General features: G+C 65.9%; 13 protein-coding genes. 10 read left to right on the top strand and 3 right to left on the bottom strand.

The genetic code is table 11. From position 1 onward, the window contains the following. Positions 1 to 428 precede the first annotated feature (428 nt). From dapA to purC, 4 genes are all read left to right on the top strand, one after another. Positions 429 to 1,313 (top strand): 4-hydroxy-tetrahydrodipicolinate synthase, encoded by an 885-nt coding sequence (gene dapA, locus AC3AYF_RS12550; RefSeq protein WP_295041445.1) that lies wholly within the window; start codon positions 429 to 431, stop codon positions 1,311 to 1,313. Positions 1,314 to 1,372: 59 nt separating this feature from the next. Then, positions 1,373 to 2,326 carry an NlpB/DapX family lipoprotein gene (bamC, locus tag AC3AYF_RS12555; RefSeq protein WP_487779807.1) on the top strand — a complete coding sequence of 318 codons (954 nt, stop codon included), beginning with the start codon at positions 1,373 to 1,375 and terminating at the stop codon, positions 2,324 to 2,326. Continuing rightward, positions 2,326 to 3,147, top strand: coding sequence for an MBL fold metallo-hydrolase (locus tag AC3AYF_RS12560; RefSeq protein WP_487779808.1), 822 nt, complete (start codon positions 2,326 to 2,328; stop codon positions 3,145 to 3,147). Before bamC ends, AC3AYF_RS12560 begins: the two co-directional genes overlap by 1 nt. A 91-nt stretch (positions 3,148 to 3,238) precedes the next feature. Further along, positions 3,239 to 3,949, top strand: coding sequence for a phosphoribosylaminoimidazolesuccinocarboxamide synthase (gene purC / locus AC3AYF_RS12565; protein WP_295040191.1), 711 nt, complete (start codon positions 3,239 to 3,241; stop codon positions 3,947 to 3,949). Between the two features lie 170 nt (positions 3,950 to 4,119). On the opposite strand, the gene AC3AYF_RS12570 is transcribed toward purC, so the two are convergent. Further along, positions 4,120 to 4,686: a peptidylprolyl isomerase gene (locus tag AC3AYF_RS12570; protein ID WP_295040189.1), complete on the bottom strand. Its 567-nt coding sequence runs from the start codon at positions 4,684 to 4,686 to the stop codon at positions 4,120 to 4,122. Between the two features lie 119 nt (positions 4,687 to 4,805). Here AC3AYF_RS12570 and AC3AYF_RS12575 point away from each other — a divergent pair, with 119 nt between their 5' ends. After that, complete coding sequence (locus tag AC3AYF_RS12575) at positions 4,806 to 5,327, top strand: GNAT family N-acetyltransferase (protein WP_295040188.1); 522 nt, start codon at positions 4,806 to 4,808, stop codon at positions 5,325 to 5,327. A 5-nt stretch (positions 5,328 to 5,332) separates the two neighbouring features. Here the strand turns inward: AC3AYF_RS12575 and tsaA are convergent, their stop codons facing one another. Further along, on the bottom strand, positions 5,333 to 6,142 hold the full coding sequence (gene tsaA, locus AC3AYF_RS12580; RefSeq protein ID WP_295040187.1) for a tRNA (N6-threonylcarbamoyladenosine(37)-N6)-methyltransferase TrmO: 810 nt from the start codon (positions 6,140 to 6,142) through the stop codon (positions 5,333 to 5,335). 114 nt (positions 6,143 to 6,256) lie between these two features. Here tsaA and AC3AYF_RS12585 point away from each other — a divergent pair, with 114 nt between their 5' ends. From AC3AYF_RS12585 to fabF, 4 genes are all read left to right on the top strand, one after another. Beyond that, positions 6,257 to 6,817, top strand: coding sequence for a cupin (locus AC3AYF_RS12585; RefSeq protein ID WP_295040185.1), 561 nt, complete (start codon positions 6,257 to 6,259; stop codon positions 6,815 to 6,817). Positions 6,818 to 6,857: 40 nt separating this feature from the next. Then, the gene (locus AC3AYF_RS12590; RefSeq protein WP_295040183.1) at positions 6,858 to 7,352 is read left to right on the top strand and encodes a GNAT family N-acetyltransferase; all 495 of its coding nucleotides are present in this window, start codon (positions 6,858 to 6,860) and stop codon (positions 7,350 to 7,352) included. 72 nt (positions 7,353 to 7,424) lie between these two features. Then, complete coding sequence (locus AC3AYF_RS12595) at positions 7,425 to 8,003, top strand: winged helix-turn-helix transcriptional regulator (protein ID WP_295040182.1); 579 nt, start codon at positions 7,425 to 7,427, stop codon at positions 8,001 to 8,003. Between the two features lie 12 nt (positions 8,004 to 8,015). Continuing rightward, entirely contained in the window at positions 8,016 to 9,278 is a 1,263-nt protein-coding gene (fabF, locus tag AC3AYF_RS12600) for a beta-ketoacyl-ACP synthase II (RefSeq protein ID WP_295040180.1), read from the top strand. Between the two features lie 165 nt (positions 9,279 to 9,443). On the opposite strand, the gene AC3AYF_RS12605 is transcribed toward fabF, so the two are convergent. Beyond that, positions 9,444 to 10,238 carry an SDR family NAD(P)-dependent oxidoreductase gene (locus AC3AYF_RS12605; protein WP_295040178.1) on the bottom strand — a complete coding sequence of 265 codons (795 nt, stop codon included), beginning with the start codon at positions 10,236 to 10,238 and terminating at the stop codon, positions 9,444 to 9,446. A gap of 251 nt (positions 10,239 to 10,489) precedes the next feature. Between AC3AYF_RS12605 and AC3AYF_RS12610 the strand changes: the two genes are divergently transcribed. Further along, positions 10,490 to 11,238: aminotransferase class III-fold pyridoxal phosphate-dependent enzyme (locus tag AC3AYF_RS12610; RefSeq protein ID WP_295040176.1), on the top strand; the 749-nt coding region annotated here is incomplete at its 3' end.

The raw sequence follows: 11,238 nt of genomic DNA on the forward strand, positions 1-11,238 counted from the left end.
CGGTCGCTTCGGCGGAGAAGGCTGCTACGGGTTGTCCAACGCTGAGTGTCATGAGGCGCTCCGAAACCGGGAAGTGAATGGCGAACGATAGCCGATCCTGGCGGTCAATGCTCGGTAGCCGATACCTTGCCGGTTGCCGGAGGTCGCGACGAGCGCGGCGACAGCCAACCTGGCGGCTGTACACGCTGGAGCTGCCTGAGTACCATCTGGGGGCGTGAAATCGCGCCTGGGCAGGCGCCATGACCGCATCGCCATCATGTCCGACGTGCTGGAGCCCGGAACCGGGAAGCGTTGGCCTGGCCTGCGGAGGGCACGCCAATGACTCAGGCACCGGGGTGCATCCGGCCGGCAATTCGGTTTCCGGTCGTTCGATATCGATTGGGCAAGGCGGCCGGCCGCCCATCCGGTCACAGAGAGAGAGCTGCAAGATGATCACAGGCAGTATCGTTGCCATGGCGACGCCGATGAAAGCCGGTGGCGAGATCGATTGGGAGGCGCTGCGCCGCCTGGTCAATTTCCATCTCGATCACGGCACGGACGCCATCGTTGCCGCCGGTACCACCGGCGAGCCGACCACCATGTCGTTCGCCGAGCATTTCGACGTCATCCGCACGGTGGTCGAAGAGGTCAACGGCCGGATTCCCGTCATCGCCGGCACGGGAGCCAACAACACCGCGGAAGCGGTCGAACTGGCTCGCTACGCCAGTGAAGTGGGCGCCGACTGCTGTCTCTCGGTGGCGCCTTACTACAACAAGCCGACCCAAGAAGGCTTGTATCAGCATTTCAAGGCGGTCGCCGAGGCGAGCGAGCTGCCGATCATCCTCTACAACGTTCCCGGGCGGACCTGCTCCGATATCTACAACGAGACGGTCTTCCGGCTCGCGGAGCTCGAGCGGATCGTCGGCCTGAAGGATGCCACCGGCAACCTGGAACGTGCCGAGGAACTGATCGATCGTCTCGAGGGCAGCGGCTTCGCGCTCTACTCCGGCGACGACGCCACCGCCTGCGATTTCATGCTGATGGGCGGTCATGGCGACATTTCGGTCACCGCCAACGTCGCGCCAAAGTCGATGCACGATCTCTGCGTCGCAGCGACCAGCGGCCAGCGTGAGAAGGCGCACCAGATCAATGCGCGCCTCGCCCCGCTGCACACGGCGCTGGGGATCGAATCCAACCCGATTCCGGTCAAGTGGGCGCTCAATCGCATGGGGTATGCCGAGACCGGGATCCGGCTGCCGCTGACCTGGCTGTCCGAGCGCTATCACGGCAACGTCGGCGAAGCGCTGCAGCTCGCCAATATCGAAACGAAGTGAAATCTGCCGACGTGGTTCGAATCGCCAATCAGCCCATTGCTTCAAACAAAGGTGGATGCATGAAGCCCATCCTCAAATGGATGCCTCTGATGTTGTGCTCGTCGCTGGCCCTGTCCGGCTGCGGACTTTTCCAGGACGGTTACTATTACGACCGTAATGCCGAGTATCAGAAGGCGGAGATGGCCAAGCCGCTGGAGCTGCCGGCGTCGCGCGACCAGGTGCGTTACCAGGATTCGATGCCCGTGCCCCAGGCCGACAGCGATTTCTCCGCGTCGGACGCCGTCGACGATGTGCCTCGTCCGCAACCGCTGGCATCGGGCCAGAGCGATGAGCAGCCCTATGCCGAGCTGCGCCAGGCGGGGAGCGAGCGTTGGCTGCTGGTCGATGCCGCGCCGGCCAGCGTGTGGCCGCGGCTGCAGGGCTTCGCCGTCGATCACGGCGTCAACCCGACGGCGATCGATGCCGCCAGTGGCCGTATCGAAACCGCCCAGGGCAACGTGAGCCTGCGCCAGGGCCTGCGTAGCGGCACCAGCGAAGTCCGCTGCGACATCGGTGGCAGTGCCCAGTGCCTGAGTTCGATCAAGGCCTACCTGGATAGCAACCACACCGCGGACAGCGGCGTCTCGCTGGCCGCCCAGCCGCTCGATCAGAGCGAACGGGTGCAACTGCGCAATCGCGGCGGCAACTGGGAGCTCGATCTGGCGCTGGATGGCGAGCGCGCCTGGTCCGAACTCTACTATCAGTTGCAGAATGGCTTCGACGACAACCGCCTGACGGTGACCGACCAGAACCGCAGCGCGGGCCAGTTCTTCATCGACTATCTGCCGCTGGACGCGGATGACGGTGGCTGGTTCGACTGGTTCGGCAGCGACCCGCAGCCCAACCACTATCGTCTCCAGCTCGACTCGAATGCCGGCAACAGCGTGGTGACGGTGGCCGGCGCCGATGGGCAGCCGGTCGAGCCCGCCGCGGCACGGGAGCTGCTGGATGCCATCGCGTCCACGCTGCGGTGATGCCGCTGCCGTCGATGCCCGGGCAGCCCTCTTCAACGCAGGGCCGTCCTGCCACCGGGCTCAGCTTCGCCTCGCTGGGCAGCGGTAGCAAGGGCAACGCGACCCTGGTCAGCGCCGGCGAGACCCTGGTACTGGTGGATTGCGGTTTCGGCGTGCGCGAGGCGGAGAAACGCCTCGCCCGCGTCGGCGTCCACCCGCGCCAGCTGGCCGCCGTGCTGGTCACCCACGAGCACAGCGACCATATCCCCGGGGTCGGGGCGTTGGCGCGCCGTCACCAGTTGCCGGTCTATCTCAGTGCCGGCAGCTGGCTCTCCGGCAAGCTCGGCGAAGTGCCCAGCCATCAGCTGCTGGTCCCGCAGGCACGCTTCGCCATCGGCGGGCTGGAGATCGACCCGGTCACCGTGCCCCACGATGCCCGCGAGCCGATCCAGTTCTGCTTTCGCGCCCACGGTCGCCGTCTTGGCGTGCTGACCGATCTCGGCCACCCGACGTCACACGTGGTCGATGCCTTCAGCGGCTGCGATGCGCTGTTCCTCGAGTGCAATCATGATCCGCGGATGCTGGCCGAGGGGCCTTACCCGCCCCATCTCAAGCGGCGCGTCGCCGGCCGCTGGGGCCATCTGGCCAACGCTCAGGCGTCGGACCTGCTGCGTCGGCTGGGGCTCGATCGGCTGCAGCGGATTGTCTGCTCGCACCTGTCGGCGCAAAATAACCACCCCGAGCGGGTGCTGGAGGCGCTGGTGCCCTTGCTCGACGGCGATGAATCGCGTCTGCTGGTCTCGACCCAGGATCGGGGCATCGACTGGCAGCAGGTGGCGTGACGTTGGCACCTGTCCACCCCGTCGCCGCACCACGCTTCAATATCCTCTTCACGAACCTGCTGCCCCACGGGGCCGCGACGGAGACAGCTCCATGCAAAAACGCGATCTTCTCTACGCCGGCAAGGCCAAGTCGGTCTACCTGAGCGACGACCCGCAGCGGCTCGTCCTGCACTTCCGCGACGATACCAGCGCGTTCGACGGCAAGAAGAAAGAGGCGCTCGAGCGCAAGGGAATGGTCAACAACAAGTTCAATGCGTTCATCATGGAGAAACTCCAGGCGGCCGGCATTCCCACGCATTTCGAGCAGCTGCTTTCGGACACCGAGTGCGTGGTCAAGAAGATGGAGATGATTCCGGTGGAGTGCGTGGTGCGCAACCTGGCCGCCGGTGGCCTGGTTCGCCGCCTTGGCGTCGAGGAGGGCATCGCCCTGAATCCGCCGACCTTCGAGCTGTTTCTGAAGAACGACGAGAAGGGCGATCCGATGATCAACGAGTCGCTGGCGGAGACGTTCGGCTGGGCAACCCCCCAGCAGCTGGCGACCATGAAGACGCTGACGTTCCGGGTCAACGACGTGCTCAAGCAGCTGTTCCTCGACGGTGGCATGCTGCTGGTGGACTACAAGCTCGAGTTCGGTCTCTTCGAGGGTGAGATCGTGCTGGGCGACGAGTTCTCGCCGGACGGTTGCCGACTGTGGGACGCCGAGACGCGCGAGAAGCTGGACAAGGATCGCTTCCGCCAGGGCCTGGGCGGTGTGATCGAGGCTTATGAAGAGGTGGGGGGGCGCCTGGGCATGACCTTCTAGAAACGCTGTCTCAATGCCTGCGCGCCGTATGCCTTGCACTTCGCTCCGCTCGGAGATTGTTGCAGCGCTTCTTGAGAATTGATTCCCATTGGAAGCCCCGACGTGGCAACGCCGGGGCTTCCTGCTATTCGGACGCTGTGGTAAAGACCTTTTCGCGCCTCACGCCATCGTCAGTCGATGCGCTTTACGCTTTCGATGGTGATCGGCGTCCTGGGCACGTCGGCGTGGGGGCCCTGGCGCCCGGTCGGCGTTCCGGCGATCTCGTCGACCACGTCCATGCCGGACACCACATGACCGAACACCGTGTAGCCCGGGTTGTAGAGGTCGCGGTAATTCAGCGCACCGTTGTCGACCAGGTTGATGAAGAACTGGCTGGTGGCGGAATCCGGATTGGCGGTCCGCGCCATGGCGATGGTCCCGCGGGTGTTGTCGAGACCGCTCTTCTCCAGCGGGATCGGGGCGTGGGTTTCCTTGGGCTCGAGATCCGCCGTCATGCCGCCGCCCTGGATCATGAAGTCCTGCATGACACGGTGAAAGACCGTGCCGGCGTAGAAGTCCTCATCGACGTACCGCAGGAAGTTCTCCACCGTCCTGGGTGCCGCCTGGGCGTCGAGCTCCACCTCGATGGCGCCCTGGCTCGTCTCCAGACGCACGTGGGGGTGATCGGCATCGGCGAGCGCCGGCAGCGAGAACAGGGTCAGGGCGGACAGGCACAGGGGGATCAGCGACTTTCGCATCGAAGGCACTCCAGTCTTTCATCGAAGTTCGCCAGCCTAGCGGCATCGGGGCAGGCTTGCCAGCGCCGGCGATGTCGGCGGGATGTCACTCCGCCGCAAGATCCATCACGAGGTGATCGATGACACGCCATGAGACCGACCGACTGATCCTGAGAAAGCCGGATAGCGCCGACGGGCCGCGGCTGTTCGCCATCTATGGCGATCCGGAGACTCACCGCTTCAACCCGGCCGGGCCCCACGCCGATGCCGCGGTATCGATGGCGGTGCTGAGCGGGTGGCTCGATCACTGGCAGCGCCACGGTTTCGGGATATGGGCCATCGAGGAGAAGGCGAATCCTGGGGTCGTCATCGGCTTTGGCGGCCTCGGCTGGACGAGAGAGGCGGGATGGGGGTGGATTCTGAACCTGGGATATCGCTTCTCCCCCGCCGCCTGGGGCAAGGGGTACGCCACCGAGATGGGCCAGGGCGCGATCGACCATGCTGTCGAGCGACTGGCGGCGGACAGGGTCTACGGCATGGTTCGCCCGCATCACGCGAAGTCGATCCGGGTCCTGCACAAGCTGGGCTTTCGCGAGGTCGGCACGCTGGAGGACACGCCGGGCGAGCCGGCCAGCCTGGTGCTCGAGCGATCGCTGCGCTGAGCCGTTCAGCGCGACTCGATCGCCTCTACCCCAATCTCGGTGTCGCCATCGCGCTCGTCGACACGAAAGCGGACGTTGACGTCGCGCAGCAGGACGCCATAACGCTTCGACGCGTCCTGCCGGGTCGCGGTGCTGCCGTGGTAGGCAGGGCGCGGATCCTGACTCAGCACCTCCTCGATCAGCCGAGCCAGCGCGTCACCGTCGGGATGCCGACGAAGCGCCTCGTCGGCCGCGGCGTCGAAGACGACGCGGTAGCGGGGCGGCGACGCGGGGGCGAAACCGGCATTGGCGTCCGGGCGGGACTCGGCCCAGGGGAGATACGGCTTGATGTCGAGGATCGGGGTGGCATCGCACAGATCGTGCCCCCGCAAGTGCAGCTTGACCCGGCTCTCGCAGCCGGCGAGGCGGGAACCGGCGATCGGCGCGCGGGCGAGAGAGGGGCGCGGGGTGCACTCCACCCCGACCAGCTCCACCAGCGACTGGCCAAGCCGATTGGGACGGTGGGTGCTCCGGCTGGCGAACACGCCGACACGGCGATTGCCGCCCAGGCGCGGTGGTCGAACCCGGGGCTTCCATGTCGTGGGGCTGCGATCGAAGACGAACGTCAGCCAGAGATGGCTCATCGCCTCGATGCCCTCCACGGCAAGCGGATCGTCGAATGGCGGTGTCAGATAGAGAATCGCCCGCGCCGACGGAGCCAGCCCGGGCTGCCGGGGGATGCCGAACTTGTCGGGATAGTCGCTGGCCACGTGACCGATCGCCTCCAGCGGGAAGGTGCTTGCGGCGGGCGGGGCGTCAAAGGGAGGCGATTGCATCGTGAAGCCAGTTCCAGAGGTGAAATTTCATAACGGTGCCATACTGCATGAGCGCTCGCGTGGCGGGCGCGTCGGCCCTTTGAAAACTCGCATGATACCAAGGAGAGGTGTTGGATGAGTTTCTTGCACGTTTATCACGAGGCGGATGGGGATCAGCCGCTGTTGAGCAGCCACGATGCCTATCGTATCGCGCTGGAACTCGGCTCCATCGAGGTCTATTTCGATCGGCGCGAGTTGACGGAGCTACCGGTCGGCGTCGATCGTCGGCAACTCATGGTGCTGAACAACGACACGGCGGCGGAAATCCAGCAGCTGAGCGGCCGCCGATACTGCGACCTGCGCGGCATGAGTCCGCAATATCCCGATCTCGAGCTCCGGCGGGAGCTGTTGTGCACCGAGTCGGCGAGCGACGAGGAGGCCTGGCATCTGTTTCTGAGAGGCCAGGCGATCTTCTATTTCCACCTCGACCATCGGGTCTACGTCGTCGGCTGCGACCGGGGCGACCTGATCTCGGTGCCGGCAGGGCTGCCGCACTGGCTGGATATCGGCCCGGAGCCCGACTTCCTGGTGCTGACGATGTGCAACGCCCCGTCGCACGACGTGATCGCGACGGCGAGCGATATCGCCCTGCGATTTCCACGCTTTGAAAGGTTGGTCGACGCCGTCACGGCTTGAGACAGTCGCGATGTCGTCTCCGATGGCAGGAGTGATCGCCATGCTCGAACGAACCCGCTTTCGCCAGGCCCTGCCCAGGGATGCCTCGGATCAGGCCGAGGTCTTCCACCACGCGATCATGGAGGGGACCGCGGGCCACTACACGCTGGCCCAGCGCGAGGCCTGGGCCGCATCACTGCCGCGTACCGCGGAGGCGTGGGCGGCACGCCAGGCTATCTACCCCACGCTGGTTGCCGAATGCGACGGCCACTGTATCGGCTTCTGCGAGCGCGATATGTCGGCGGGCCGCATCGAGACGCTCTACGTCTGGCCCTCGGTGGCGCGCCAGGGGATCGGCTCACGCCTGCTGTCGCTCTCCATCGAGGCGCTGCGGGACGCCGGTCGCGCGGCGGTGTCGATCGAGGCGAGCCTGGTGTTGGCACCTTCGCTGTCCGGGCATGGCTGGGAAACCCTCGGCGAGGAGTGGATCGAGCGTCGTGGTGAACGGCTGCCGAGGGTGCGCATGCGTCTCGCGGCGGCGGCTTCCGCCGGGTGACGGAGATTCCGTGATGCCGGGCCCGGCGGGAATTTCCCTTGGCGCAGGAAATTCGGTAGAGTCGCTTCCATAATGAAAGTGACCCAGGATATCTCATCGCTCTGTCCGGTGGCCCGCGCACTGGCGTGCGTCGGCGACAGCTGGACCCTGTTGATCCTGCGCGACGCCATGCAGGGGGCGCGCCGCTTCGACGAATTCCAGCGTGGCCTGGGCATCGCTTCCAGCATGCTGACGCGACGCCTCGAGCGCATGGTCTTCAACGAACTTCTCGAGAAGCGCTGCTATCAGCAGCATCCGCCGCGTCACGAGTATCATCTGACGGACAAGGGGCACGAACTCGCCCCTGTCATACTGATGCTCTACCGCTGGGGGGAACAGCATCTGCCGATCGAAGCCAATGGTTTCCGTCTGATCGATCGACGGACCCTGCGTCCTGTCGAGCCGATCCTCTATGACCGCCACCACGGGCGACCGCTGTCGCCCGGGGACGTGCGCCTGGCCCCGGGGCCAGATGCCAATCCGGCGGTTCATGCCCGTGTCGAACGTATGCGCAAAGCCTTCGAACGAGGCGATTCTTCCGACTCGCAGCCAGCAGCGGCGCGCGCCGACTGCCACGCCGCCATGGAGGCGAGTGACTCGATCAATGACTGAAAGGACATCGTCATGCGACGTATCGTAGTGACAGGTATGGGGCTCCTCTCGCCGCTGGGTTGCGGCATCGAACCAGTATGGCAGCGCCTGCTGGCGGGCGCTTCCGGTCTGCGCCGGCTACCGGCGGAAGTCGTCGAGGGGCTGGCGGCCGGCGTCGGCGGTCCGGTGCCGACCATCGCCGAGGACAGTGCGGGATTCGACCCCGACGCGACCATGGACCCGAAGGAGCGGCGCAAGATGGACCGCTTCATCCAGATGGCCGTCGCGGCGGCGGAAGAGGCGCTGGCCCAGGCCAACTGGTTCCCGAAGACGGAGGCGGAGAAGGAGCGCACGGCGACCCTGATCGGCTCCGGGATCGGCGGCTTTCCGGCGATCGCCGATGCGGTACGTACCACCGACAGCCGCGGCCCGCGTCGACTCTCTCCCTTCACCATCCCCTCGTTCCTGGCCAACCTCGCCTGTGGCCAGGTATCGATTCGCCACGGCTTCAAGGGGCCGCTCGGCGCGCCGGTCACGGCGTGTGCCGCCGGCCTGCAGGCGATCGGCGATGCCGCGCGCATGATTCACGCCGGTGAAGCCGAGGTGGCATTGTGCGGCGGCAGCGAAGCCTGTATCGATCGCGTCAGCCTGGGTGGGTTCGCCGCTGCCAAGGCGCTCTCCAGCCATTTCAACGACACCCCGGAGCAGGCCTCGCGGCCGTTCGATCGAGCGCGGGACGGCTTCGTCATGGGCGAAGGCGCCGGGCTGATCGTGATCGAGACCCTCGAGCACGCGCTGGCGCGCGGTGCGACGCCCATCGCCGAGCTGGTCGGCTATGGCACCACGTCCGACGCCTATCACATGACGGCGGGTCCGGAGGACGGCTCCGGCGCGGCACGGGCGATGCAGATCGCGCTGCGCCAGGCCGGCCTGGAAGCGGGCGAGATCCAGCATCTCAACGCCCATGCCACCTCGACGCCGGTGGGCGATCGCGGCGAACTGGCCGCCATTCATCGCCTGTTCGGCGACCGTTCGCCAGCGATCAGCGCCACCAAGGCGACCACCGGCCACCTGCTGGGCGCCGCCGGCGGGGTCGAGGCGATCTTCACGCTGCTGGCGCTGCGCGACCAGGTTGCACCGCTGACCCGCAACTACACCGATCCGGACCCGCTGGCGGCGGACCTGGACGTGGTCCACGGCGAATCGCGCCGGATGCCGATGGAACACGCCATCTGCAACGCCTTCGGGTTTGGCGGAGTCAACGCCAGCGTGATCTTCAAGCGTTACGAGGGCTGAAACGGGCTGCGCACTCCAGCGTTTCAGAGCGTCGTGTACGACGATCAATATGCAAAAAGCCAAACCGAGATTCCCTCTGGTCATGGGGTTTCGGTTTGGCTTTTTCTTACGACTTACAACTTCCAGGCGCGAAGCGCCGCTCTTCCCGCTGACTGACCCGGAGGGTCAGGCCATCGTATCGACGATCCCGCCTTCCACTCGCATCGCCGCGCCGGTGGTGGCGCTGGCCTGGGGCGAGGCGAGGTAGACGCTGAGATTGGCGACCTCCTCGACTTCGGCCACGCGCTGGATGATCGACGACGGCCGGTTCTCCTTGACGAAGTTGGCTTCCGCCTCGGCCTCGCTGATGCCCTGCTGCTTGGCGATGTCGGCGATCATCTTGCCGACGCCCTCGGACTTGGTCGGTCCGGGAAGCACGGCGTTGACCGTGACTTGGGTGCCGGCGAGCACCTTGGCCAATCCGCGGGAGATCGACTGTACCGCGCTCTTGGTCATGCCATAGTGGACCATCTCGGCGGGAATGTTGAGCGCGGACTCGCTCGACAGGAACTGGATACGCCCCCAGTCGCGCTCTTTCATCCCCTGGGCGTAATGACGCGACAGCCGCACCGCGCTCATCACGTTGACGTCGAAGAACTGCTGCCACTCCTCATCCGGGATCTCGAAGAAGTCCTTGGGCCCGAAGATGCCGACGTTGTTGATCAGGATGTCGCAGGAGGGCTTCTGGTCGATGAGCGCCTGACAACCCTCGGCCGTCCCCAGATCCGCCGCGACTCCGTCCACGGTTGCGCCCGGAAGCTTGCGCTCGAGCTGGGCGATGGCGTCGTCGACCCGCGCCTGGGTGCGCCCGGTCACGGTGACGGCCGCACCGGCGCCGGCCAGCCCCTCGGCGATGGCCAGCCCGATGCCGGCGGTGGAGCCGGTGACGATGGCGGTCTTGCCTGTCAGATCGATTTTCATCAGGTCTCTCCTTTTCCTGCGCTGTGGTCCGCGTTCCGGCGCCAGCCATGCCGTCTCGAAGGCGGGGGTGATGGCTCCGACGAAAGTCGCGGGGGTACACTTCCACATCGGGGCATTGGCAGCGAACACAACCCCGTGGCGGCTTTCAGCGTAGGACGCTTTTCGCAATTCGCCGTCCCATCGCTGATAGCCGCCCGGCTGCCGCCTCCTTATACTCATCCGACACCACCCTAACCTTCAGGGAGAAAGACATGGCCGCGAGCCCGACACGTGACGATTTCGACCGCTACATGACCCCCAACTATTCGCCGCAGCAGGCGATCCCGGTGCGCGGCGAGGGGAGCCGGCTGTGGGATCAGGCGGGCAAGGAGTACATCGATTTCGCCGGCGGCATCGCGGTCAATGCGCTGGGGCACTGCCATCCGACGCTGGTCGACGCGCTGACCACCCAGGCCAACAAGCTGTGGCATCTCTCCAACGTCTACACCAACGAACCGGCGCTGGCGCTGGCCAGGCAAATGGTCGAGCGGACCTTCGCCGACAAGGCCTACTTCTGCTCTTCCGGTGGCGAGGCCAACGAGGCGGCGTTCAAGCTGGCGCGGCGCTGGGCGTTCGACAACTTCGGCGAGAACAAGCACAAGATCATCTCGTTCAAGCAGGCGTTCCACGGCCGCACGCTGTTCACCGTCAGCGTCGGCGGCCAGCCCAAGTACTCCGAAGGCTTCGGCCCGATCCCGGGCGGCATCGTGCATGCCGAGTTCAACGACCTCGACAGCGTGCGCGCGCTGATCGACGACGACACCTGTGCCATCGTGGTCGAGCCGATCCAGGGCGAGGGCGGCGTGACCCCGGCGACGCCGGAATTCATGCAGGGCCTGCGCGAACTGTGCGACCGGCACCAGGCGCTGCTGGTCGTCGACGAGGTGCAATCCGGCGTCGGCCGCAGCGGCAAGCTCTACGCCTACATGCACTATGGTGTGACGCCAGACATCCTGACCAC

Source organism: Salinicola sp. (assembly GCF_982684285.1).

What these genes read in the sequence shown, in the direction of transcription:
- AC3AYF_RS12585 (WP_295040185.1), top strand. Translation starts at nt 6,257, where the DNA reads ATGAGTTTCTTGCACGTTTATCACGAGGCGGATGGGGATCAGCCGCTG.
- bamC (WP_487779807.1), top strand. Translation starts at nt 1,373, where the DNA reads ATGAAGCCCATCCTCAAATGGATGCCTCTGATGTTGTGCTCGTCGCTG.
- AC3AYF_RS12575 (WP_295040188.1), top strand. Translation starts at nt 4,806, where the DNA reads ATGACACGCCATGAGACCGACCGACTGATCCTGAGAAAGCCGGATAGC.
- fabF (WP_295040180.1), top strand. Translation starts at nt 8,016, where the DNA reads ATGCGACGTATCGTAGTGACAGGTATGGGGCTCCTCTCGCCGCTGGGT.
- tsaA (WP_295040187.1), bottom strand. Translation starts at nt 6,142, where the DNA reads ATGCAATCGCCTCCCTTTGACGCCCCGCCCGCCGCAAGCACCTTCCCG.
- AC3AYF_RS12570 (WP_295040189.1), bottom strand. Translation starts at nt 4,686, where the DNA reads ATGCGAAAGTCGCTGATCCCCCTGTGCCTGTCCGCCCTGACCCTGTTC.
- AC3AYF_RS12560 (WP_487779808.1), top strand. Translation starts at nt 2,326, where the DNA reads ATGCCGCTGCCGTCGATGCCCGGGCAGCCCTCTTCAACGCAGGGCCGT.
- AC3AYF_RS12595 (WP_295040182.1), top strand. Translation starts at nt 7,425, where the DNA reads ATGAAAGTGACCCAGGATATCTCATCGCTCTGTCCGGTGGCCCGCGCA.
- dapA (WP_295041445.1), top strand. Translation starts at nt 429, where the DNA reads ATGATCACAGGCAGTATCGTTGCCATGGCGACGCCGATGAAAGCCGGT.
- purC (WP_295040191.1), top strand. Translation starts at nt 3,239, where the DNA reads ATGCAAAAACGCGATCTTCTCTACGCCGGCAAGGCCAAGTCGGTCTAC.
- AC3AYF_RS12605 (WP_295040178.1), bottom strand. Translation starts at nt 10,238, where the DNA reads ATGAAAATCGATCTGACAGGCAAGACCGCCATCGTCACCGGCTCCACC.
- AC3AYF_RS12590 (WP_295040183.1), top strand. Translation starts at nt 6,858, where the DNA reads ATGCTCGAACGAACCCGCTTTCGCCAGGCCCTGCCCAGGGATGCCTCG.